Genomic DNA, 22764 nt, shown 5'->3' with positions numbered 1-22764 from the left:
TGCATTTCATTACTTGAGGAAATGTTACTGTTGAAGTATTTTTTTAATCATGAATATTCAGAATTGTACTATTAATAAAAAACCCAAACAACTCGACTTCATTGTTTGAGTTTATGTTCTTATTTTCTTAAGGATGCGTCATGCAAAGCAGATAATTCTCTTTCTAATTTATCTAGTATCTCTTTTCCATCTTTACTATCTATTAAGCCTAATCTTACAGCAAAGTCTATTTCTCTTGAAAGGCCGAACATTTGTGTATCCAACACCTCTTCATAAAGAGGGCATTGAGGCATCGTGAGATTGTCCATTTGCACTTTGATTAGCTTTAATATTTTTTCAGCGTCAGCCTGTAATAAAGCTAAAGCTTTTTCCTGGTGATTCACGATCATTTCAGACGCCAACATTGATCCCCCCATTTCAGAGCGATTATTCAACTTATCTATAAATTTTACCTTTAACTATCGAAAATTGCAAGAACAATAAGGTTTAGGACACCAAGCATTCGGATTATGACAATCTTTTGAAAAAAGGCTATACTTAATAATGTTAACTATAGGGGGTAAGAACATGGAAAATATCCTTATCATTTCAGGGAGTGTAAAATATACCATTACTCTTGATCCGGGTGTCTGGATTTTCGACGACCGTCGAATTGATTTAACTACTTATTTTTCAACTGATAAAGAGAAGATTGATTCACTTGAGGAATATACAAAAGCTGTTTCAAAACACTGGGATCGTGAAATTATGGAAGGGGCAATTTATCCACCAACATTAAAAAGCGAAAAAAAATTTGAAAAAGAAAAGGTAATGACCGGCACTTTTGGAATTCCTTTTCAACCATTTTTGAAAAATGCTGAACCCGCTGATGATTCACGCTTCTTAGTCGTCAAGTGTGTAAATAAGAATTATGAGGTTCCTATAGAAAAAGCGTATGATCTTATCTTAGGTTTCTCACAAAATGGTAAACCATTATCATCAGATGGACCAGTACATATTTATTTTGGTGACGGAACAAATCAGTTAAATCCAATAAAAAATGTTATAGGCTTTTTGGTGAAATAATAAAACGGGTGCCCTTGGGCGCCCGTTATCTTTTTTATAGTAAATCTGCTGCTAAGCGTGCTAATCCAGACCGTTCACCTTTTAAAAGTTTCACATGTCCAGAAATATCCTGATCCTTAAATCGTTCTACCACATATGTTAAGCCATTATTATAGGCATCCAGATAGGGATGATCGATTTGTTCCGGGTCACCCATTAACACAATTTTACTTCCTTCCCCTACACGGGTTAAAATGGTTTTTACTTCGTGCTTTGTTAGATTTTGTGCTTCATCAATGATAATAAACTGTTTTGGTAAACTTCTTCCGCGAATATATGTTAACGCCTCCACCTCAATCGAGCCCATTCCAGCTAATATAGCATCAAGTTCACCAGGTTTTTTTGTATTAAATAGATATTCCAGATTATCGTAAATGGGCTGCATCCATGGCCTGAGCTTTTCTTGTTTTTCACCTGGCAAAAAACCTAAATCTTTTCCGACTGGTACGATTGGTCTAGCAACTAAGAGCTTTTTATATTCCCGGAAATCTTCAGTCTGCATTAAACCAGCTGCCAAGGCTAACAGGGTTTTACCTGTTCCTGCTTTTCCGATTAAAGTGACAAGCGGAATATCCTTTCGCAGCAATAATTCAATCGCCATCGTTTGCTGAACATTCCTCGGATGAATCCCCCAAACATGTTCTTGATTTAAGACCAATTTCTTTACTTTTTTGCTGGTTTTATCAACCATTCCGATTGCAGAAGCGGAACTTCCATTTGCATCTTTCATAATGAGAAATTGATTTGGATAAAAGGGATGATTTACTATTTCGGATAGGATTAATTCCCCTTTTTCATAATAGCGGCCGAGTAATTCAATTGGTATAAACACCTCATAAAATCCAGTATATATATGATCGATTTCAACAACACGATCATTTAAAAAGTCCTCCGCATCTAATCCAATTGCATCTGCTTTAACCCTTACTAGAGCATCCTTACTAACAAGGATGACCGGTTTCCCATTTTCCTTCGTTTGCTCCTCTAGGAATAAATTTTTTGCTACCGCTAGGATGCGGTTATCATTCGTTTTTTCAATAAAAATGTCTTGAAGCTCATGAAATGTACGATGATTAAGTTCTATTCGAATTGTCCCGCCATTTTCGAGTGGAATCTTTTCATGTAGCTTGCCTGAGGCCCGAAGACCATCAATTAATCTTGATACATGCCTTGCATTTCTCCCGACCTCATCCATGTACCTTTTCTTTGAGTCCACTTCTTCGAGAACAACTGCAGGAATAACAACTTCATTGTCTTCAAAGGAAAAAATGGAATACGGGTCTTGCAACAAGACATTTGTATCTAACACGTATATTTTACTCAAAGCGACGCCTCCGCTTCACTTGTTGTAAGGCTTGTTTTTAAAGATTAAACAAACCTTTTGCTAGATTGGACTTTGGTAAAATATATGTTTATTGGAATAAAGATAGAAGACGTTCCGCACAATAATTGTAAACAGGACTATCTTGGAGGTGGGGTATAAATGAAGTATATCTTAATGACATTTGCTTTCTTCTTGCTCCTAAGTGGATGTAATACCGAAAAAAATAAAGAAATAGCGAATAATGAAAAACAGTCGTTAGTGAATGTAAAAAACAGCTACATGGATAATGTCGATCGTAAAACGGGTCAACAAATATCTAAGCGATTGGTCGAGTTAGCTACGAGTATCCCCAATGTAAATGATGCTACTGCTGTAGTATTAGGTAGATACGCCATTGTTGGTATTGATGTAAATGCCAAGATTGATCGGTCCCAGGTTGGGTCGATTAAATATTCTGTGGCCGAGAGCTTAAGAAAGGATCCATATGGAGCAAATGCAGTAGTCGTTGCTGATGCTGATACCACACAACGTTTAAAAGAAATTCAGTCAGATATCAATAAAGGGAGACCCATTCGAGGCATCATGGAGGAGCTCGCGGATGTGGCCGGCCGACTTATGCCAGAGATTCCTGGTGACTTAATTACACCAAGCCCGAAAAACGCAACTGAAAAGCCAGATAAAAAGCTTCCCCCAAAACAAGAAAAAAAGCTTAAAAGAGAACAGGAAGACCAATCAAACCATTATAAATAGAAAAAAGCTTAGGGTTTTCCTAAGCTTTTTTCATCGCATCCATAACCTGACGATCTAATTTTTCGGCAGCATTTTTATCATATGTTTTGTCATATTGGACTTCAGAGACAATTTTTGAACCATAAAACATGACATCTCTCACTTCTTTAATACCAATCTCCACCAAGGCTAACTTTAATGGAACATCAGGTAGTCGCTCTTCTTTTATTGTTGCTTCTCCGAAGATCGAATATGTAGATTCATTAGCAATCAAATTAATGACTACCTTGTTATTTTTCCTAATATTCTCGAGAATTCTCGAACGATTATCCACAGCAAAATAAATGGTCCCTTCATCTTTAGCCAACACCCAAGATATTGAACTTACATTAGGTCCGCCTGTTTCATGATCAATTGTTGCTAGCGTTACAAACCTTTCCTTTTGCAACTCATCATATAAAGGCTTAATCAGCCTTTCTTCCACTTGATTTGCCATCCTTACAACCCCTTTATTAATTCCAAATATCTATTTCAAAACAGATATTCTCATATTACTACTATCCCTTTTTTTCATCAACTTAAACACTTATTTACCTAATGTACTCTAAACTGGTATAGTATAATTAAAGTAATAAGTTATGATAATGAAATCATGAGGTGCTTTAATGAGAGTAAAATGTGTAATATGCGATAAAATTGAAGCGATTGAAGATGAGTCATTAGCAGCAAAACGACTCCGTAATCGGCCTATTCATACATATATGTGTAAAAACTGCAGCGAGAGAATTACAGAAAAAACAAATGCTAGAATAGATACTGGAAATTTCAAGTTTTATCGTGCCAAATCCGAGAAGGATGATTGGTAAAAAAACACAGGGCATACTCTAGTATGCCCTGTGTTTTTTTAATCCTCAATTGGGTAGTTCTCATATTTTTCAGGCTCTTGATTAATTTGATTGAGCATAATCTCAATTAATTCACGAGGGTACCGTGTTTTTTTATTTTCCCCGTTCTGTTGATACGATACATAATACATGACATCATCTGTTGTGACCTCTATGTTCGATACATGATGCTGTGAGATTAACATATCATCGAAAAGATCAAGTGTTTCTTTTGCGGCTGAGTCATCGGGACGTGCATCGCAGACAATCTTAATCGTAAGCCAATTATAAAGTGCATCTTGTAAGGATTTCATTACGTTTTACCCCCGTTACTTACTTTGCTTCTGTTTGCTGTTTCTTCGATTGGTGTAAGCGGATTTTATAAATAATTAAGATTAAAGCCGCGACTACCAAGCCCTCGGCGACAGGCAAAAAGATTCCCAAAAAAGTAAGAATTGTGCATCCTACACCTAAAAAGATGTAAATGATAATTGATTTTCCAAGTGGCAGCTTTTTGGCAAAACCCAGTTTATAAACAACAATTGATAAAGCAACAATTGTTAAATATAAAAGCCACATACCAACCTTGGGTTGCTCGCTTACTTTATAGAGGGCAGCAAAGAATGAGAGACGTTCTGCAACATCCACGATAAAACCTCCTCAATTAACTCATTTCAGCGTATTTCTTCTTTTTCGCCATTTTTTCACGTTCGTTTTTATCAAGAATTTTCTTTCGAAGTCGAATTGATTCAGGAGTTACTTCACAATATTCATCGTCATTTAAGTACTCTAAAGATTCTTCTAATGTCATTATTCTTGGTTTCTTAATGACAGACGTTTGATCTTTATTTGCTGAACGAACATTGGTTGCTTGTTTTACCTTCGTAATATTGACTGTTAAGTCATTTTCACGAGTATGTTCTCCGACAATCATTCCTTCGTAAATCTCTGTACCCGGTTCAACGAAAATCGTACCACGGTCTTCAACCTGCATGATTCCATAGGTGGAAGCTTTTCCAGATTCCATTGAAACAAGTACACCTTGGTGTCTGCCGCCAACATTTCCTTGTACCATCGGCTGGTAGCTATCGAAGGTATGATTGATAATTCCATAACCACGTGTCATGGTTAAGAACTCTGTTGTATAACCGATTAGTCCACGAGCAGGAACATTGAAGATCAAGCGAACTTGACCAGTCCCGTTGTTAACCATATCAAGCATTTCACCTTTACGGGCACCAATTGATTCCATTACAGCACCAGTATGTTCTTCTGGAACATCAATCTGTACTCTCTCAATCGGCTCACAACGAACACCGTCAACTTCTTTTACGATAACTTCAGGCTTTGATACTTGCAGCTCATATCCTTCTCGGCGCATATTTTCGATTAAAATCGATAAATGAAGTTCGCCGCGGCCAGAGACAATCCAAGCATCTGGTGAATCTGTATTTTCAACACGTAAACTAACATCAGTCTGTAATTGGGCACGAAGTCTTTCCTCAATTTTTCTTGATGTTAAATACTTGCCCTCTCTTCCTGCAAATGGACTATTATTAACAACAAACGTCATTTGAAGTGTTGGCTCATCGATTCTTAAAATTGGCAATGCTTCTTGATGTTCCACTGGACATACGGTTTCACCGACATTAATATCTTCCATACCGGAAACAGCAATTAAATCTCCTGCTTTTGCTTCCTGAATTTCTTCTCGTTTTAATCCAAAGAAACCAAAAATCTTAGTTACACGGAATTGTTTAACAGATCCGTCTAATTTCATCAATGCTACTTGTTGTCCAACCTTCATTGTTCCTCTGAAGACGCGTCCAATTCCGATTCTGCCTACATAATCGTTATAATCAAGAAGCGCTACCTGGAATTGAAGCGGCTCTTCACGGTTATCAATTGGTGCTGGAATGTGCTCAACAATGGAATCATACAAGGATTGCATGTTTTCGTCTTGTTTTTCTGGATCAGTACTTGCCGTACCATTTATTGCTGAAGCATAGATGACAGGGAATTCAAGCTGGTCCTCTGTTGCCTCAAGTTCAATAAATAAATCAATAACTTCATCAATTACTTCTGCTGGACGGGCAAAATCACGGTCAATTTTATTAACAACCACAATTGGTGTTAAGTTTTGCTCAAGTGCTTTCTTAAGCACGAAACGGGTTTGCGGCATACAGCCTTCATATGCATCAACCACAAGTAAAACCCCATCAACCATTTTCATAATACGCTCTACTTCGCCTCCGAAGTCTGCGTGTCCAGGTGTATCTAAAATATTGATTCGTGTATCTTTATATTGAATCGCCGTATTTTTCGCGAGGATGGTAATTCCGCGCTCTCTTTCTAAATCATTCGAGTCCATTGCACGCTCTTCCACATGCTCGTTCGAACGGAATGTACCTGATTGTTTTAACAATTGGTCAACCAAGGTTGTTTTCCCATGGTCAACGTGGGCAATAATCGCTATATTACGAATATCTTCTCTAATTTTCAAAAATTTCCACTCCTGCCTTTATAATAAAAAATAAAACTATTTATAGTTTCCCATTTACAACTAAAACATTATACCATAATTAATGTGGAAACCTAAAAGCATTTTATGTAGAATAAAAATAAATATATATTTAAGGGGCAAAAAAAATGAAAAACATTAAATGGCCATTACTGATTTATGCAATTTTAGCCGCAGCAAGTATTATGGGGATAGGCGTTGCCATAAGTGAAAAAAGCTTACTTGGGATTATTGGAAGTATATTGGCCGTGATCGTTATTATGGGACTAGGCTTTTCAACTAAAAAAAGAATGCGTGAAAACGGGAAACTATAAAAAAGAAGCCAATCGATTGGCTTCTTTTACCATTTTCCATCCTTTAAATATTCCTTCAGTATCGTCTGGTGAAGACCAGGTTTGGCAGCGAAAAGGGAATCCTGGGTGAGAAAGTCCAGCTTTTCCCCCCTTAAATTTGTAACATTTCCGCCAAGTTCCTCTATTATGACCACTCCAGCAGCATAATCCCATGGTGATAGGCGCATCGAAAGGTAGGCATCCACTCTACCTGTAGCCACAAACACCATTTCAAGGGCAGCTGTTCCATATGATCTTGTTCCCCTAGCAGCCCGTACTAATGGTATCATTAAATTATGATCTATTCGACGATTCTCCATTACCCATGTCGCATTCAACGCAATAATCGATTCCTGTACGGTAGTTTCCTCTAAGCGAGGAATAGGTTTTTCGTTTAAATATGCCCCTTTTCCATTAAAAGCATGATAAAGCTCATCATGGACCACATCATAAATAATCCCAATTTTTCCTACACCATTTTCATATACTCCGAGGGAAATCGCGAAATTCCTTTGCTGATGAATAAAGTTCATCGTTCCATCAATGGGATCAATTATCCAAACAGTTCCTTCAAGGTTTGTGAGCTTGTCTCCAAATCCCTCTTCCCCCATAATTTTATCCCCTGGGTATACCTCTTTTATTTTAGCAATAAAAAACTGTTCAATTTCCTTATCCATGTTCGTGACCAGATCATTTGGGTTTGTTTTCGTCTGAATATTTAAGGTCTCATTAAAGGAGGAGCGGATTCTATCCCCTGCTTCTTTTACCCATTCTTTTGCATTGGCATAAATACTTTCCCAATTCATGATTCCCCTCCAAATCTCAATGGATTATTTTTCAAAATTTCTATGTAGTCGTATCTATAGCTTAATCAAATTGTAAAGCCATATCAACTTTTGGGGTTTCCTTTTTATTCAATCTCCAGACAATAACAAACGAACTCCCCTCACTTTTTGGAGTTCGTTTAGATGAGTCCAATATTAATCTTCATTCTATCTTGTTTCCCCTTAGAAAGATATGAACATGCCAAATTAAAGAGCTTTTAATCGTAATAATTCTTGGCGAATTTTTTCTAATTTTTGCTTACACTCTTTCATTTTCTTTTCATTCTTTTCTTCAATCGCCTCAAATAATACCGCTAATTCATAATCCATTTCTAATCTCAAAACAGCTGTTCTTTCCTTATCACTAGCTTTTTTTAATGAAGTATTCATCAATTGTTTCACACTTCTCCTCCCCTTTCGAAGATTTAACTAATTTTTCAGATTATTTTTTTTACTGTATAATATGAGCCGAATTGATATGTTGCAACAAATATGTGCTTTAACCTAGAAATGCATCAAACTTCTTGTCTTTTTTCTGATATGCTACAATAAATGACAAATGGTTGGTTGGGGGTAAAAAAATGGAATTCAAAGGATTTACAAATGAGGATTTTGATGTATTTAAAATAGATGGTTTAGAGGCAAGAATGGAGGCACTTAAAGAAACGATTCGTCCGAAATTGGAAGTTTTAGGCCAGCATTTTGCACCGATCTTATCTGCGCTGACTGGAGATGAAATGTTTGTCCATGTAGCGAAACACGCAAGAAGGACCATCAATCCACCAAAGGACACCTGGGTCGCATTTGCAAATAATTCTAGGGGCTATAAAATGCTCCCTCATTTTCAAATTGGCTTATGGAACACCCATTTATTTATTTGGTTTGCAATCATTTATGAAGCACCACAAAAAGAAATCATTGCGGAAAGATTCACCAAAAAGATAAACAAGCTTTTCAAAGAAACGCCGAAGGATTATGCCTGGTCTGGCGATCATATGAAACCAGACACTGTCATACACGGGAATTTGTCAAAAAAAGAATTGCAATCCCTAATCGACCGTTTCCAAAACGTAAAAAAAGCAGAATTATTATGCGGGTATACAATTAACAGGGAAAGTTTAATCGAGATGGGTCCTGATGGATTAGTACATAAAATCGAAGAAGTTTTTAAGCAAGTAGCTCCACTATATAAAATTGCACTGAACATCAAATAGAAAAAGCTCCTGAACATGGTTCGGGAGCTTCTCTTATTTACCTCATCAATATTCTATCTCCAGATGATGCTTCTTTTGCTTTCTTCATTGTCCGATAGGATGAATAACCGCTGATTTCTTCAAATTCTCCACAAATTGTTTTCTCTTCTGCCTTGCTAGGGACAATTTCTTTAAAACGGCGATAATGCATCATTACTTCATCACGTTCGATTCCCTTTTCGTAAGCTCTTTCAATTGCTTCAAAAAAGTTAATAACGTCAACGATTTCATCAGTTGACCAGTTATAATCAATCGGGTATTGGTACTCCATTCACTCACCTTCTTACTTGTTTCTTCAAGAGTATCATACCTTATTTTCCCCATTTAGCACGAATTTGTTCCGATTCAGTTATCATTCGTTCAAATAGTTCAGATACTGTTGGAACATCTTTAATGAGGCCCATAACCTGCCCAGCCCATGCAAACCCTTCATCGACAGCGCCATCATATATGTAACGTTTATTGGCTATCCCACTAATGAAATCTTTTAATTGTTCATACTCACCTTTATTTTTTTCAATTTCAAGGATTTTTTCAGTCCAGCTATTCAAAACGGCCCGTGCAGGCGCGCCTAGTGTTCTCTTAATGACAACAGTGTCCGCCTCTGTACCTCTTATTAGCGCCTGTTTATATACCTCGTTAGCATGAACACATTCTTTTGTGGCAATAAACCTTGTACCCATTTCAATTCCTTCAGCACCCAAACTGAGCGCAGCCATCAGCCCTCTGCCGTCACCAATTCCCCCGGATGCAATGACTGGGATGGAAACGCTGTCCACCACCTGCGGAATTAATACCATTGTTCCAACGTCATCACGACCGAGGTGTCCACCACCTTCCTGCCCTACAACCATGACCGCATCAGCGCCAAGCTCTTCTGCTTTAACTGCCTGTCTTCTGGCAGCAACAAGGACAAGAGTTTTAATAGATGTTCCCTTTAATTGTTCAAAAATGGGTGCAGGATTACCGCCAGTCATCGAAACGACAGGTACCTCTTCATCAATGGCAACCTGCAGGAACTCAGAGAACGGCCTGCCATGCTGCCCAATTGCGAAATTAACACCAAAGGGATTATCAGTTAATTGTTTCACTCTCCTAATTTCTTCCCTTAACAGTTCCGGATTTTCTAAAGACATGGCCGTAATTTGTCCAAGACCTCCGGCATTGGACACTGCAGCTGCCAAATCAGAGTAAGCTAAATACGCCAGTCCCCCTTGAATAATCGGATATCGAATGTTGAGAATGTCTGTTACCCTCGTTTGCCAATTCAATTTAACTTCCTCCTAATAATTTGATTCTTTCTTATTTCGTCCTAAAAGGGTAATTTTCCTGTCTTAAAGGAAAACTAAATTAAATCCTATGCAAGGTAAGAGATAAGTGCTATAATGCTTTTGTTTGCCTAAAGATAAAATGAGTATTTTTTAGATAAAGAGGTGTGGTTATAAATTGTCACAAAATCAAACACCGTTATTTAGCGGGTTATTAGCGCATGCAAAAAGAAATCCGATCCAATTCCATATTCCCGGCCATAAAAAAGGAGCAGGAATTGACCCTGAATTTCGAAATTTTATTGGAGATAATGCCCTCTCTATAGACTTAATTAATATTGGACCACTTGATGATCTGCATTCCCCAAAAGGAATGATTAAACAGGCCCAGGACCTTGCAGCTGAAGCTTTTGGCGCCGATCATACATTTTTCTCGGTCCAAGGAACAAGCGGAGCAATTATGACAATGGTAATGGCCGTTTGTGGTCCTGGAGAAAAGATTATCGTTCCAAGGAATGTTCATAAATCTGTTATGTCAGCGATTGTTTTTTCTGGAGCTATCCCTGTATTTATTCATCCGGAAATCGATATGGAATTAGGAATTTCCCATGGCATTACAAATGACGCTGTTGAAAGAGCACTTGAACAGCACCCTGATGCAAAGGGAGTACTGGTTATAAACCCTACCTACTTTGGCATCTCTGCAGATTTAAAGAAAATCGTCGAAATTGCCCATTCCTATGATGTTCCTGTTCTTGTTGATGAAGCACATGGCGTTCATATTCATTTCCATGAGGATTTGCCCTTATCGGCCATGCAGGCTGGAGCAGATATGGCTGCGACAAGTGTTCATAAACTTGGCGGTTCCATGACACAAAGCTCCATTCTTAACGTGAAAGAAGGACTAGTATCTGTTAAACACGTTCAATCCATTCTAAGCATGCTGACAACAACTTCTACTTCCTATTTATTGCTTGCTTCTCTTGATGTTGCTCGTAAGCAATTAGCAACTAAAGGGAGGGAATTGATTGATAAAACAATTGACGTTGCCCAATCTATTCGCAAAAGAATAAACGAAATTGACAATCTGCATTGTGTTGGCGAAGAAATTTTGGGTTCAAAAGCAACCTTTGATTTTGACCCCACCAAGTTGATTATTTCTGTTAAAGATTTAGGGCTAACAGGTTTTGAAGTAGAAAAATGGCTGAGAGAAAAGCATAACATTGAAGTTGAATTATCTGACCTTTATAACATTCTTTGTATTATCTCTCTAGGGGACACAGAATATGAAGCAGACCTCTTAGTATCAGCTATGAAAGATCTTGCTGAAGAATGTAAGCACCGTGCTGAAAAAGTGGAACCAGTTGAAGTTCTTCTTCCTGAAATTCCTGTGCTTGCCTTAACACCTCGAGATGCATTTTATTCGGATACAGAAGTAATTCCTTTTGATGAATCCGAAGGAAGGATTATTGCAGAATTTGTGATGGTATATCCACCTGGGATCCCAATCTTTATTCCTGGAGAAATCATTACGAAGGAAAACCTTCATTATATCAAGAAAAACCTGGAAGTCGGCCTGCCTGTTCAAGGGCCGGAGGATGACGAAATCAAAACGATTCATGTCATAAAAGAATATAAAGCCATTAAATAAAAAGACAGGATTCCCTACAAGGAATCCTGTTTTATTTTATCAAAAAACAATTATGCTTCTTCGTGGTTATGCTGTTCTTCGCAGCAATTGCATTTAGAATAAAGTACTGTTACTTTTTCATCTTCAAAATGATCAATAGTAGAGTTACAAGTTTGACATACAAGTGTTCCCATCTGTCCAATCCCCTTTTCATTAATTAATATTGACCCTTATTGAAAGCGTTTAAATATCCCTAAGACAATAATAATATATCACATTTAATTTTTCAAGCCTAATTTGTATGTCACATTTAAAAAAATAGCATAAAAAAAGACCTTTAAAGGCCTTTTTTATACTCTTTATTCATATTGAGTGACAAACGGTATAGCAGGTAGTGCTTCACTAAAGAACTCAGCCAAATCAGATGCTTGTTGTTTATCTGGGATACGGAATACAGTTTGAAGGTAATCAATATCTTCAATATCTTTGGGGTCGAGGAGAGTTGAACGGCCGGTTTGCATGCAGATGACAAGAGGTTTTCCGAAAAACATAGTTGTGTAAATAATACCAAAGTCGTAACGAGTATGTTCTGTTGTAAAGCCAATAAACCTCACTTTAGCGTTTTCATGCTCATCATAGAGCTTATCAAATAATTCCATTTTACTCCTCCTTTTCATTTAATATTTAGAATATTATTATAATTTATATTTTAAAAAAAGACAAGAAATCTTGACAATTTATTTGTAAGTGTTGTCATCACTTTTTGTTCAATGCTAGAATAGAAGGGGCATACATATCGGACTAGTGAGGGGGAATGATGATGGCTGAAAACGCATTTATTAAGCTTGTGCCTTCATCTGCAAAGCAAACGATAACTATTGAAGAGTTAAAAGAATTTTTTCATTACTATAAGAATATTACTGCTAAAACCGGTGATCAATTAAACTGGCAGTACGGAGAAAATGCTTTTCCATATGAAATTAAGGAGACCGTAGACGGAAAAGGCAAGTGGTTTTATTTACACTCTGACCACGAGCGCTACTATGCAATTTTAACAGGAATCGATAAGGAAACTATTCGAGACGAAAATGGGCAAGAAAGAGAACAAATGTACATCCAAGTTACTTTACCTGAACAGTCCACCTTTGGAGATAAAGGAAAAGCAAATGAATTTTGTAAATTCTTGGCGAAGAAACTTCAAGGAGAACTACACCTTTTTAATGAAAGAATCATGTATTACTATCCAAGAAAATAAAAAAGCTCCCTAATGGGGCTTTTTTTAATGAAGGCTATTTTCGCATAGATTGTTGTTTTTCGTATAAGTTTATCAACCCGTATATCTAGAAGCATCGTGGCATCTTTTCGTAAGAACATTTTGCGAAAATTGCCTAGAAACTTTGTAAATGAACCTTATTAAGTTCCAAAAGCGGCAAAGTTTACGAAAAGAGCCCTAATGGGTAAAAAGGGCCATTGTATAATGGATGGAAGTATAGATGACTAAACTTAAAGAGGTAAGGAATAGCGTTTTACGCGCAGACCGGGTTACCTGATTACCTATTAAAAAAGCCAAATAAAAAAATACAAAAAACATAATTACTTTATAAACTAACTGATCATGCTTTGATAGCCATTCAATTAATGTATAACCACTCCAAATGATAAATTGCAGCATCATGACAACATAGACCCTCATATTTATCACCACACAAATTGCATTTATCTATATATTTATTCGCCAAAAAAAAATAAAGTCCTTTCCTTTTTATTACAAGGAATAGGACTTTATTTTACTTTTTATTTGATTATATGGATCGGACTACCAAGAGCTACTTCAGCCGCTTCCATTGTTATTTCGCCAAGCGTCGGATGGGCATGAATGGTCATTGCAAGGTCTTCAGCAGTCATTCCTGCTTCGATGGCAAGACCAAGTTCAGCAATCATATCTGAAGCGCTAGCACCGGCAATTTGCGCCCCAATTACAAGGCCGTCTTCTTTACGAGTAATTAATTTTAAGAAGCCATCACCGCTATCGAGTGATAAAGCACGCCCGTTTGCCGCGAATGGGAATTTAGCAGCAATTACATCTATGCCTTCTTCTTTTGCTTGTGATTCCGTATAACCCACAGAAGCTAATTCTGGGTCAGAGAAAACGACTGCAGGTATGCCTAAATAATCAATTTCTGAAGAGTGACCGGCAATCGCCTCTGCGGCAATTTTAGCTTCATAGGATGCCTTATGTGCTAATTGAGGTCCAGCAACTACATCTCCAATTGCAAATATATTGCTTATATTTGTTCGACATTGTTTGTCAATTTCAATTAAACCTCTGTCACTTAATTTCACACCTACTTGTTCCAAGCCCATTTCATCAGTGTTTGGACGGCGGCCAACCATGACAAATACGTAGTCAGCTTCGATTTTCTTCTCTTCGCCTTTTGTTTCAAAAGTGACAACTACACCATTTTCTGTTTCTTCTACACCCTTAGCTAATGCTTTAGTATAGAATTCTGCACCTTTTTTCTTCATAGTTCGCTTAACGAGTGCAGCCATTTGCTTATCAAAAACGCCAAGACCTAAAATTTCATCCGCACCCTCTAATACAGTTACCTGACTGCCAAAGTTTGCGTATGCACCGCCAAGTTCAATTCCGATTACTCCGCCGCCAATAACAACGATTTTTTCGGGAATATCATTTAAATTAAGTGCACCTGTAGAATTAAGAACTCGTTTCGAATATTTGAAAGCAGGAAGCTCAATTGGACGAGAACCTGTCGCGATAATGGCATTTTTAAAGGTATACGTTTGTGCAGAATTTTCATCCATGACGCGAAGGGTATTCGCATCCACAAAGTAAGCTTCACCACGAGCTATCGTTACTTTATTTCCTTTTAATAAGCCTTCGACACCGCCAGTTAACTTGTTTACAATACCAGATTTAAATTCTTGAACCTTCGAAAAGTCAACTTTAACATTTTCAGCTGTAATCCCAAAGCTTTCAGAATGTTTGGCTGTTTCGTACCGGTGACTCGCTGCTATCAATGCTTTTGAAGGGATACAGCCTACATTTAAACAAACTCCGCCAACATATTCTTTTTCCACTATGGTAACCTTTTGTCCTAGCTGTGCCGCACGAATGGCTGCGACATATCCTCCGGGACCTGCACCAATGACAATAGTATCTGTTTCTATCGGGAAATCTCCAACTACCATTTATTACGCCTCCATTAACAATAGTTCTGGATCGTTCAACAATCGTTTAATGTGATTTATTGCATTCTGCGCTGTAGCACCGTCGATCATACGATGATCAAAGCTTAATGAAAGTGCTAATACTGGTGCAGCAACAATTTCTCCGTCTCTAACAATCGGTTTTTCTGCAATTCTTCCAACACCTAAAATAGCTACTTCAGGGTGATTAATAACCGGCGTAAACCATTGTCCGCCTGCAGATCCAATATTTGAAATCGTGCATGACGCGCCCTTCATTTCATCCGGAGCAAGTTTGCCATCACGGGCTTTGGTTGCTAATTCATTGATATCATTAGAAATAGAGAAAACTGACTTACGATCTGCATCTTTTACAACTGGAACTAATAAGCCTTTTTCTGTGTCAGCCGCAATTCCAATGTTGAAGTAATGCTTATGAATTATTTCACTTGTTGCATCATCAAGTGATGTATTCAGTGCCGGGAATTCACGTAATGCACTTGTTAAGGCTTTTACGATGTATGGCAAGAATGTAAGCTTGATGCCTTTAGCTGCAGCCACTTCTTTAAATTTCTTTCGGTGTGCAACGAGTTTGGTAACATCCACTTCGTCCATTAATGTTACATGTGGAGCGGTGTGCTTAGAATTAACCATAGCTTTTGCAATAGCCTTCCGAATTCCGCTCATTTTTTCACGAGTTTCAGGATATTCACCTTGTGGAATTGGAGTTGCTGCTTTTGCCGTTTCAACTTTTGGAGCCTCTGCTTGAGTTTCAGCAACATTTGCCGCTTGAGGTGCTGCAGTTTGCGCTCCGCCAGATAAGAAGGTATCAATATCCGCTATCATTATCCGGCCATTTTTCCCAGTACCAGCAACTAATGCAATCTCTACACCTTTATCTCGGGCGTATTTCCTTACTGATGGCATTGCGATGATGCGGCGATTTGGATCAACCTCCGCTTGAGGCTGAGCAGGAACAACGGCCGCTGCAGGTACTGTCTGAGGTGCTGCTTCTGGCTTTGATTCAGGCATTGGTGCAGCCGCTTCAACTTGAGCAGGCCCCTCATCACCATGATCACCTTTAAATTGCAAGTTTTCATATCCTGGAGCATCAAAGGTAACAAGCACCTGTCCGACAGTTGCTACGGTTCCCTCTCCAACTAAAACCTCTAATACGGTTCCTTCAACAGGCGAGGGAATTTCAACTACCGCCTTATCATTTTGTATTTCGCAAAGTACGTCATCTTCTTGAACTTTATCGCCCGGTTTGATGAACCATTTGACGATTTCACCTTCATGAATACCTTCACCAATGTCAGGCATTTTAAATTGAAATGTGGTTGCGGTTGCGCTCACTTGGATTCATCCTCCTATTGTTTATAGATTTCTGAAAATTCTCTATTAGAATGATAATACTTTTTTAGCTGTTTCAATTACGTCTTTGTAGTTTGGCAACCAATCTGATTCTGCTTGTGAGAAAGGATAGATTGTATCAGCTGCAGCAACACGCAATACTGGTGCTTCAAGGCTTAAAATTGCCCGGTCATTGATCTCAGCTACAACGTTCGCAGCAACACCTGCTTGCTTTTGAGCCTCTTGAACAACGATAGCTCGACCTGTTTTTTCAACAGAAGTAATGATCGTTTCGATATCAAGCGGGCTAATAGTACGTAAATCAACTACCTCAACAGAATGTCCCTCTTTTGCTAATTCATCTGCCGCTTTTAATGATTCATGAACCATCGCACCATAAGTAATAATGGATAAATCTGTACCTTCACGCTTCACATCAGCTTTTCCAAGAGGAATAGTATACTCTTCTTCAGGAACTTCTTGACGGAAAGCACGATATAGTTTTAAATGCTCAAGGAAAATGACTGGGTCATTATCACGAATGGAAGAAAGTAATAATCCTTTTGCATCATATGGTGTGGAAGGAACAACGACCTTTAATCCCGGAGTTTGTGCCATTAAACCTTCCAAGCTATCTGAGTGCATTTCAGGTGTATGAACACCGCCGCCAAAAGGAGAACGTACAGTTATTGGCATGTTGTAACGGCCGCCTGAACGGTAGCGCATACGAGACATTTGGCCGGCAATCGAATCCATTACTTCGAAAACAAATCCAAAGAATTGAATCTCAGGGATTGGTCGGTATCCAGTCAGCGCCAAACCAATCGCCAATCCACCGATACCAGATTCTGCAAGAGGAGTATCAAATACTCGGTCCTCGGTAAATTCTTTTTGTAAGCCTTCCGTTGCACGGAAAACACCACCGTTAACACCTACGTCTTCACCAAAAACTAATGTATTGGGGTCTTTGCGCAGTTCCGTGCGCAGTGCATCGGTAATAGCTTGAATCATTGTCATTTGAGCCATGACTTACTTCGACTCCTTTGCTTTATAAATTTCATACTGTTCTTTTAAGTTAGAAGGCATTTCTTCAAACATGATGGACATGAGGTCGGTAACCTTTTGTTTTGGTGCTGCGTCCGCTTTTTTAATTGCCTCTTTGATATCCTCTTTTGCTTGTTCAATAACTTGATTTTCCTTTTCTTCGCTCCAAAGGCCCTTCTTTTCAAGGAACTTACGGAAACGAACTAACGGATCTTTCTTTTCCCATTCATTATCTAAATCAGCCGTACGATAGCGAGTAGGATCATCTCCGGCCATTGTATGTGGACCATATCGGTAAGTTAATGTTTCAATTAATGTTGGCCCTTCACCATTAACAGCACGTTCACGAGCGTCATGAACCGCTGCATATACAGCTAATGGATCCATACCGTCAACTTGAACACCTGGAATACCAGCCGCAACCGCCTTTTGAGCAATCGTTTTTGCTGCTGATTGTTTTTCTACAGGAGTCGAAATCGCAAAACGGTTATTTTGAACAATAAAAATGGCTGGTGCTTTAAATGCCCCCGCAAAGTTAATTCCTTCATAGAAATCCCCTTGCGAAGCACCACCGTCACCTGTGTAGGTAATGGCAACAGCTTTCTTACCGCTCTTTTTAAATCCTAAGGCAACACCGGCAGTTTGAACATACTGTGCCCCGATAATAATTTGTGGCGAAAGAACATTCACACCCTCAGGAATTTGGTTTCCTTGGAAGTGTCCACGAGAAAATAAAAATGCTTGATATAATGGTAATCCATGCCAGATTAATTGCGGAACATCACGATAGCCTGGTAAAATAAAATCTTCTTTTTCAAGGGCAAACTGGGATGCTAATTGGGACGCTTCTTGACCAGCAGTTGGTGCATAGAATCCTAATCTTCCTTGTCGATTTAACGATATAGATCGTTGGTCAAGAATTCGTGTATAAACCATGCGGCGCATTAATTCCTGAAGTTGGTCATCCGTTAGCTCTGGCATTGCCGCCTCATTAACGACTTCGCCTTCTTCGTTTAATATTTGAAGAGTTTCAAATTGATTTTCTACTGTCTCGAGTGCTTTTTTCGCATCGAGCTGGGCGTTCTTAAGTTTTGAAGCCATTTGGTCACATCTTCCTTTCTAGATAAAAGATAAATAAAAAATAAAATCCACTAAGTTAGATTACCCAAAAAACACGAATAAAAGCCTGATGTGAAAGTGACATCATTTTTTTATCCTACCACTATCTTATTCTGTATCATTATTTTATGTAACTTTATTGATACAATTATTTATCACAATATGAGTTTACACCAATCATTTTAAAGCGTCAAATCCTTTGCATAATAATTTTTCACCACAAACAAGTTAATAATAGTCGTTACACTTTTTATCCCTGTACTAATATTCACTGTTAAACTGTTATATATAATTTCACTATTTTTAATTATTGTTATAATATAGAAAAAAATCGACCATAGGCCGATTCTTTATTTTAAGTGGTTATTTGTTTGTATTTAATTCAGCCTTTTTATAAAAAGCAAGTTTCTTTTCATTATATTGTTCAGTTAGCTTATTAAATTTTTCATTAGTATCAAAAACCTTTTTATACAAATCATTTAGTTTATTTACCTGTCCTTCAAGGTCTTCTAAGGGCAGATTCTTATCCTTAAACATTTCATATAATTGTTTATCATCCTTTAATGCCTCTGAATATTCCGTGTAAAGATCATCATGGGCCTTGTATCTTTCAATCATAATCACATAAAGTTCATTTGCTAATTTTTTTAGTGCTGGATCTTCTAACCCATCTTTAATATCAGTTACTTTTTTAAACTCTTTTTCAGATTCCTTCATGCTCTTTGTTTCTTTTTCCATATGTTCTTGCCGTTGATTGGCAAGAGCTATTGCTTCATCGGAGAGCTTTACAATCTCGTCGTATTCTTTCATCCCAAGACCAATGATCTTATCATATAGTTCTTTTTCTTTCTTTTCTAATGAAACAAGTGGTTCTTGTTGTTCTTCAAATCCCTTTTCTTTCGATACTACATTTTCTAACACATCATACATCTTCTCTACGGATGATTTTTTATTACTGCACCCTGATGCTAATAAAAATATTGCTATTAACATTAATAAAAACTTATATTTTCCAGAAAAAAACATTATTGGAACCTCCTATCTATACCATTTCCTACTATATCGGTACTTAGTTGGTTTGACAATATAAAGTGGTTGTTTTCATAATCAATTGTTAACATTTTCTACATTGTTTGATAGACTAATGTTGGACTTAATTATAATTAAAATCAGGAGTGAAGGTTTATGTTAACGATGGAGGATATCATTCGAGATGGCCATCCTACTCTAAGAAAAGTGGCTGCTGAAGTACAAATGCCGCCATCTAAAGAGGATACAAAAATTTTACTTAGTCTGTTAGAATACGTCATCAACAGCCAAAATCCCGAAATTGCCTATCAATACGGATTGCGTCCTGGAATCGGTTTGGCAGCCCCTCAAATTAATGTGTCTAAACGGATGATTGCTGTTCATCTCATGGACGATAAGGGAACTCTTTATAGTTATGCCTTATTTAATCCAAAAATTATCAGCCACTCTGTTGAAATGGCTTATTTAACGTCAGGTGAAGGCTGTCTTTCAGTGGACGAGGCTATTCCTGGTTACGTTCCGAGGTATGCGAGAGTTACTGTAAAAGGAATAACTCATACCGGTGAAGAGGTTAAGCTTCGCTTAAAAGGACTTCCAGCTATTTGTTTTCAACACGAAATTGATCATTTAAATGGTGTAATGTTTTATGACCATATCGATAAACAGGAACCTCTAAAAGAGATTCAAGGAGCAATTCCCATTGAAAGATAACAAAAACTCGCCGCTTGGCGAGTTTTTGTTATATTAATTGAAGTTCTTTTAATCCGTTCCAAATACCATCATTGGAAACGTCCGAAGTGATTATATCTGCCAATTTTTTTGCTTCAGGAACTCCGTTTCCCATAGCCACTCCTGTCCCTACTTCTTTCAGCATTTCTAAATCATTCAAACCGTCTCCGAAGGCATAGACATCCTTTAATTCAAATCCTAATTGTTCAATCATTTTTTTTATTCCCTCGGCTTTTGAGCCGCCTTTTGGCAAGACATCCACTGAATATGGGTGCCATCGTATAAAATCAAATTCCGGGTAAGCATCAAAGTACAGTGGTTCATCTTGACTTTCACAAAAAAGTAATGATTGATATAGTTTTCTATTTACGTAAAAGCGAGCATCTTCCTCAGGATGTAAAAAGTTAAGACTACCCATACTGGTCTCAATAAAGCGATGATGCTGCACACTTGCCTTCATTGTTTTTTCGTTCATAAAGACGAGTGGATGCTTATTCATTAGGGCATCCTGATAGAGTTTCTCAATCCCTATCTCATGTAAGGGATTTTCATAAATCACTTTATTCTCAAAGACCACATATTGGCCATTGAAGCTTACAAAGGAATCCACGTCGAGCTCCTCGCGCAAGCTTTCGAACATGAAAGGAGCCCTTCCCGTTGCGATAGCAACAAAAACTCCGTTTTCCTTTAATAATTGGATTGCTCTTTTTGTGCTGAGCGGTAGATTTTTCTCGTGATCAAGTAATGTCCCATCAATGTCAAAAAAGACTATTTTTTTCATAACTCACAAACTCCTTTAAGCAAACATCTATGCTGCATGTGATTCTTTTGATTTTTCCTTAGGTTTGAGAGAGGAAATGTATACACCAATAAAAATCACAATTAATCCTAAAACCATTGATAGATGTATTTCCTCATTTAATAATATGGTACCCCATAATAGGGCGGAAATTGGAACAAGATAGGTCACCAGAGAAGCAAATTCCGGACTGCCTTTCTTAACGAGATAATAAAATAGCAAATATGCTACCCCAGAACCAAGTGCTCCTAAACCAATAAAAGATCCGACCGTTTCAATAGTTAAAAAAGAAGACAGTGACCTTGGATTCATAAATAATATGACAAAAAAGCTTATAATAGTGGAAAATAATAGAGTAAAAAAGGATGTTTCAAGCACCGATAACTGGGTTAAATGCTTTTTTGTTAGGTGTGAAGCCAATCCATAAGAAAGAGTGGCACCAGTCATAAGTAGAATGCCGGAAATATGTCCTGAGTAAAAATCACCTAATTTAATGCCAGATAAAACAAAGATTCCCATAAAGCCAACTAAAATGCCAATCCATTGACTTTTTCTTAGTGAGGAAGAAAAGAAGAAAAAGCCAATTATTAAAGTCCAAATAGGTGTAGTAGCATTAATAATCGAAGCCATACTAGAGGTTAGTTTTGTTTCACTTGAACAAATTAAAAACCATGGAAGTGCGTTATTGGTCAAAGCAACAACGAATATTTTAGTCCAAGGAAGTTTTTTAAGGTTCGTTATTTTCTTTTTTAATAAAATGATCAGTAAAAGTATAATAGTTCCAAAAAGGGAGCGGCCAAGTACGATGTTTTCAGGTCCCATTGATGATAAGAGTATTTTTATGAATAAAAAGGATGTCCCCCAAATAAGGCTTAATCCAATCAAAGCTGAATATAATCTTCCCATTTCTCTTAAATCCTCTTCCTATTCTTGTTGTCTCCTTAGTTTATCCCTTTAAAACACTAAACCTTCTCATTTTAATTGTCAATTTGTTTTCACAATTAATTCCATGTTTAACCATGAAAGAATCAGCGTTTTAATCATATAATAGTAGTAAAAAAACGATCATTTAAAAAAATTTCAATTATCTACCATTGCTTGCTTTACATTGGACAAGGATTGTTTAAAATAAGAAGTAAGGAGATGATCCACTATGTTAAAGAAGCTAAGGAAAAAGCTCTTAAAACAGTGGAAAGATTTACTGAGAAAAAAATCTATTGCCTAAATTTTTTGAGCCCTTCAAACTTGCGAAGGGCTCCTTCATTATTGTAAATTGTAAAAACAGATTCTTTTTTTACATACTTTTCACAATAAGCCTAAGGGTTTTCTAAGAAAATAAATGAAAAAGATGAAAATGTTTTATATAATAGAAAAAGCTATGATTTAGTGAGGAGCGATATAGTTATGCTATTTAAAGTTTACTACCAAGAAAGTATTAAGCAAGTACCAGTTAGAGAGAACACTAAAACTCTTTATATTGAGGGTGAATCCGTTCGTGATGTTCGTAAAAAAATTGCCGACCGTGGATATAACGTTGAGCTTGTACAAGAAGTTAGTGGCGCTTATTTAGAATATGAAAAACAAAATGAAGACTTTAAAGTATTGGAGATATAAT

At 37.4% G+C, this 22764-nt stretch carries 29 protein-coding genes; 9 read left to right on the top strand and 20 right to left on the bottom strand.

Annotated features, from left to right (window positions below):
• Positions 1–119: 119 nt before the first annotated feature.
• Positions 120–401, bottom strand: coding sequence for a YlaN family protein (locus tag ABES02_RS03160; protein WP_430130630.1), 282 nt, complete (start codon positions 399–401; stop codon positions 120–122).
• A 166-nt stretch (positions 402–567) separates the two neighbouring features.
• Between ABES02_RS03160 and ABES02_RS03155 the strand changes: the two genes are divergently transcribed.
• Entirely contained in the window at positions 568–1065 is a 498-nt protein-coding gene (locus tag ABES02_RS03155) for a peptidyl-prolyl cis-trans isomerase (RefSeq protein ID WP_430130627.1), read from the top strand.
• A gap of 34 nt (positions 1066–1099) precedes the next feature.
• Here the strand turns inward: ABES02_RS03155 and ABES02_RS03150 are convergent, their stop codons facing one another.
• Complete coding sequence (locus ABES02_RS03150; RefSeq protein ID WP_430130624.1) at positions 1100–2428, bottom strand: PhoH family protein; 1329 nt, start codon at positions 2426–2428, stop codon at positions 1100–1102.
• Between the two features lie 159 nt (positions 2429–2587).
• On the opposite strand from ABES02_RS03150, the gene ABES02_RS03145 reads away from it, so the two are divergent.
• Positions 2588–3178: a YhcN/YlaJ family sporulation lipoprotein gene (locus ABES02_RS03145; RefSeq protein WP_430130621.1), complete on the top strand. Its 591-nt coding sequence runs from the start codon at positions 2588–2590 to the stop codon at positions 3176–3178.
• Between the two features lie 19 nt (positions 3179–3197).
• On the opposite strand, the gene ABES02_RS03140 is transcribed toward ABES02_RS03145, so the two are convergent.
• On the bottom strand, positions 3198–3653 hold the full coding sequence (locus ABES02_RS03140; RefSeq protein WP_430130618.1) for a pyridoxamine 5'-phosphate oxidase family protein: 456 nt from the start codon (positions 3651–3653) through the stop codon (positions 3198–3200).
• A gap of 169 nt (positions 3654–3822) precedes the next feature.
• Between ABES02_RS03140 and ABES02_RS03135 the strand changes: the two genes are divergently transcribed.
• Positions 3823–4023: a YlaI family protein gene (locus ABES02_RS03135; RefSeq protein WP_430130615.1), complete on the top strand. Its 201-nt coding sequence runs from the start codon at positions 3823–3825 to the stop codon at positions 4021–4023.
• A 38-nt stretch (positions 4024–4061) separates the two neighbouring features.
• On the opposite strand, the gene ABES02_RS03130 is transcribed toward ABES02_RS03135, so the two are convergent.
• The 3 genes from ABES02_RS03130 to typA are packed head-to-tail and all read right to left on the bottom strand — an operon-like array spanning position 4062 to position 6544.
• The gene (locus ABES02_RS03130) at positions 4062–4355 is read right to left on the bottom strand and encodes a hypothetical protein (RefSeq protein WP_430130612.1); all 294 of its coding nucleotides are present in this window, start codon (positions 4353–4355) and stop codon (positions 4062–4064) included.
• 19 nt (positions 4356–4374) lie between these two features.
• Positions 4375–4689: a YlaH-like family protein gene (locus ABES02_RS03125; protein WP_430130609.1), complete on the bottom strand. Its 315-nt coding sequence runs from the start codon at positions 4687–4689 to the stop codon at positions 4375–4377.
• 16 nt (positions 4690–4705) lie between these two features.
• On the bottom strand, positions 4706–6544 hold the full coding sequence (gene typA / locus ABES02_RS03120; RefSeq protein WP_430130606.1) for a translational GTPase TypA: 1839 nt from the start codon (positions 6542–6544) through the stop codon (positions 4706–4708).
• 146 nt (positions 6545–6690) lie between these two features.
• On the opposite strand from typA, the gene ABES02_RS03115 reads away from it, so the two are divergent.
• Positions 6691–6876, top strand: a complete 186-nt coding sequence (locus ABES02_RS03115; RefSeq protein WP_430130603.1) for a YlaF family protein — start codon at positions 6691–6693, stop codon at positions 6874–6876.
• Positions 6877–6902: 26 nt separating this feature from the next.
• Here ABES02_RS03115 and ABES02_RS03110 read toward each other — a convergent pair whose 3' ends face one another.
• On the bottom strand, positions 6903–7703 hold the full coding sequence (locus tag ABES02_RS03110; RefSeq protein ID WP_430131302.1) for an inositol monophosphatase family protein: 801 nt from the start codon (positions 7701–7703) through the stop codon (positions 6903–6905).
• A gap of 222 nt (positions 7704–7925) precedes the next feature.
• On the bottom strand, positions 7926–8120 hold the full coding sequence (locus ABES02_RS03105) for a hypothetical protein (RefSeq protein ID WP_430130600.1): 195 nt from the start codon (positions 8118–8120) through the stop codon (positions 7926–7928).
• Positions 8121–8299: 179 nt separating this feature from the next.
• Here ABES02_RS03105 and ABES02_RS03100 point away from each other — a divergent pair, with 179 nt between their 5' ends.
• Positions 8300–8932: a YktB family protein gene (locus ABES02_RS03100; RefSeq protein WP_430130597.1), complete on the top strand. Its 633-nt coding sequence runs from the start codon at positions 8300–8302 to the stop codon at positions 8930–8932.
• 37 nt (positions 8933–8969) lie between these two features.
• Here ABES02_RS03100 and ABES02_RS03095 read toward each other — a convergent pair whose 3' ends face one another.
• On the bottom strand, positions 8970–9242 hold the full coding sequence (locus ABES02_RS03095) for a UPF0223 family protein (RefSeq protein ID WP_430130594.1): 273 nt from the start codon (positions 9240–9242) through the stop codon (positions 8970–8972).
• Positions 9243–9282: 40 nt separating this feature from the next.
• Positions 9283–10242 (bottom strand): NAD(P)H-dependent flavin oxidoreductase, encoded by a 960-nt coding sequence (locus ABES02_RS03090; RefSeq protein ID WP_430130591.1) that lies wholly within the window; start codon positions 10240–10242, stop codon positions 9283–9285.
• Between the two features lie 175 nt (positions 10243–10417).
• Here ABES02_RS03090 and ABES02_RS03085 point away from each other — a divergent pair, with 175 nt between their 5' ends.
• On the top strand, positions 10418–11890 hold the full coding sequence (locus ABES02_RS03085) for an aminotransferase class I/II-fold pyridoxal phosphate-dependent enzyme (protein ID WP_430130588.1): 1473 nt from the start codon (positions 10418–10420) through the stop codon (positions 11888–11890).
• 50 nt (positions 11891–11940) lie between these two features.
• Here ABES02_RS03085 and ABES02_RS03080 read toward each other — a convergent pair whose 3' ends face one another.
• Both ABES02_RS03080 and ABES02_RS03075 read right to left on the bottom strand, forming a co-directional pair.
• Positions 11941–12063 carry a GapA-binding peptide SR1P gene (locus ABES02_RS03080; RefSeq protein ID WP_430130585.1) on the bottom strand — a complete coding sequence of 41 codons (123 nt, stop codon included), beginning with the start codon at positions 12061–12063 and terminating at the stop codon, positions 11941–11943.
• Between the two features lie 165 nt (positions 12064–12228).
• Positions 12229–12528, bottom strand: a complete 300-nt coding sequence (locus ABES02_RS03075; protein ID WP_430130582.1) for a DUF3055 domain-containing protein — start codon at positions 12526–12528, stop codon at positions 12229–12231.
• A 161-nt stretch (positions 12529–12689) separates the two neighbouring features.
• Between ABES02_RS03075 and ABES02_RS03070 the strand changes: the two genes are divergently transcribed.
• Positions 12690–13124 (top strand): DUF1885 family protein, encoded by a 435-nt coding sequence (locus ABES02_RS03070; protein WP_430130579.1) that lies wholly within the window; start codon positions 12690–12692, stop codon positions 13122–13124.
• A gap of 195 nt (positions 13125–13319) precedes the next feature.
• On the opposite strand, the gene ABES02_RS03065 is transcribed toward ABES02_RS03070, so the two are convergent.
• From ABES02_RS03065 to ABES02_RS03040, 6 genes are all read right to left on the bottom strand, one after another.
• On the bottom strand, positions 13320–13562 hold the full coding sequence (locus tag ABES02_RS03065; protein WP_430130577.1) for a hypothetical protein: 243 nt from the start codon (positions 13560–13562) through the stop codon (positions 13320–13322).
• Between the two features lie 101 nt (positions 13563–13663).
• Complete coding sequence (gene lpdA, locus ABES02_RS03060) at positions 13664–15079, bottom strand: dihydrolipoyl dehydrogenase (RefSeq protein ID WP_430130574.1); 1416 nt, start codon at positions 15077–15079, stop codon at positions 13664–13666.
• A 3-nt stretch (positions 15080–15082) separates the two neighbouring features.
• Positions 15083–16399: a dihydrolipoamide acetyltransferase family protein gene (locus ABES02_RS03055; RefSeq protein ID WP_430131299.1), complete on the bottom strand. Its 1317-nt coding sequence runs from the start codon at positions 16397–16399 to the stop codon at positions 15083–15085.
• 78 nt (positions 16400–16477) lie between these two features.
• Entirely contained in the window at positions 16478–17455 is a 978-nt protein-coding gene (locus ABES02_RS03050; RefSeq protein ID WP_430130571.1) for an alpha-ketoacid dehydrogenase subunit beta, read from the bottom strand.
• Between the two features lie 3 nt (positions 17456–17458).
• Positions 17459–18574 (bottom strand): pyruvate dehydrogenase (acetyl-transferring) E1 component subunit alpha, encoded by a 1116-nt coding sequence (gene pdhA / locus ABES02_RS03045; RefSeq protein ID WP_430130568.1) that lies wholly within the window; start codon positions 18572–18574, stop codon positions 17459–17461.
• Positions 18575–18955: 381 nt separating this feature from the next.
• A complete protein-coding gene (locus ABES02_RS03040; protein ID WP_430130565.1) occupies positions 18956–19618 on the bottom strand; it encodes a YkyA family protein in 663 nt (220 codons plus the stop codon).
• Between the two features lie 159 nt (positions 19619–19777).
• Between ABES02_RS03040 and def the strand changes: the two genes are divergently transcribed.
• Positions 19778–20332 (top strand): peptide deformylase, encoded by a 555-nt coding sequence (gene def, locus ABES02_RS03035; protein WP_430130562.1) that lies wholly within the window; start codon positions 19778–19780, stop codon positions 20330–20332.
• 28 nt (positions 20333–20360) lie between these two features.
• Here def and ABES02_RS03030 read toward each other — a convergent pair whose 3' ends face one another.
• On the bottom strand, positions 20361–21131 hold the full coding sequence (locus ABES02_RS03030) for a Cof-type HAD-IIB family hydrolase (RefSeq protein ID WP_430130559.1): 771 nt from the start codon (positions 21129–21131) through the stop codon (positions 20361–20363).
• A gap of 27 nt (positions 21132–21158) precedes the next feature.
• On the bottom strand, positions 21159–22055 hold the full coding sequence (locus ABES02_RS03025; RefSeq protein ID WP_430130556.1) for a DMT family transporter: 897 nt from the start codon (positions 22053–22055) through the stop codon (positions 21159–21161).
• Positions 22056–22553: 498 nt separating this feature from the next.
• Here ABES02_RS03025 and ABES02_RS03020 point away from each other — a divergent pair, with 498 nt between their 5' ends.
• Positions 22554–22763 carry a DNA-dependent RNA polymerase subunit epsilon gene (locus ABES02_RS03020; protein ID WP_430130554.1) on the top strand — a complete coding sequence of 70 codons (210 nt, stop codon included), beginning with the start codon at positions 22554–22556 and terminating at the stop codon, positions 22761–22763.
• Position 22764: the final 1 nt, after the last annotated feature.

Source organism: Neobacillus pocheonensis (assembly GCF_050477905.1).
Classification (GTDB): Bacteria; Bacillota; Bacilli; order Bacillales; family Cytobacillaceae; genus Neobacillus; species Neobacillus pocheonensis_A.
The sequence above is the reverse complement of the archived record's forward strand: the minus strand, read 5'-3'. Positions and strand labels throughout refer to the sequence as shown.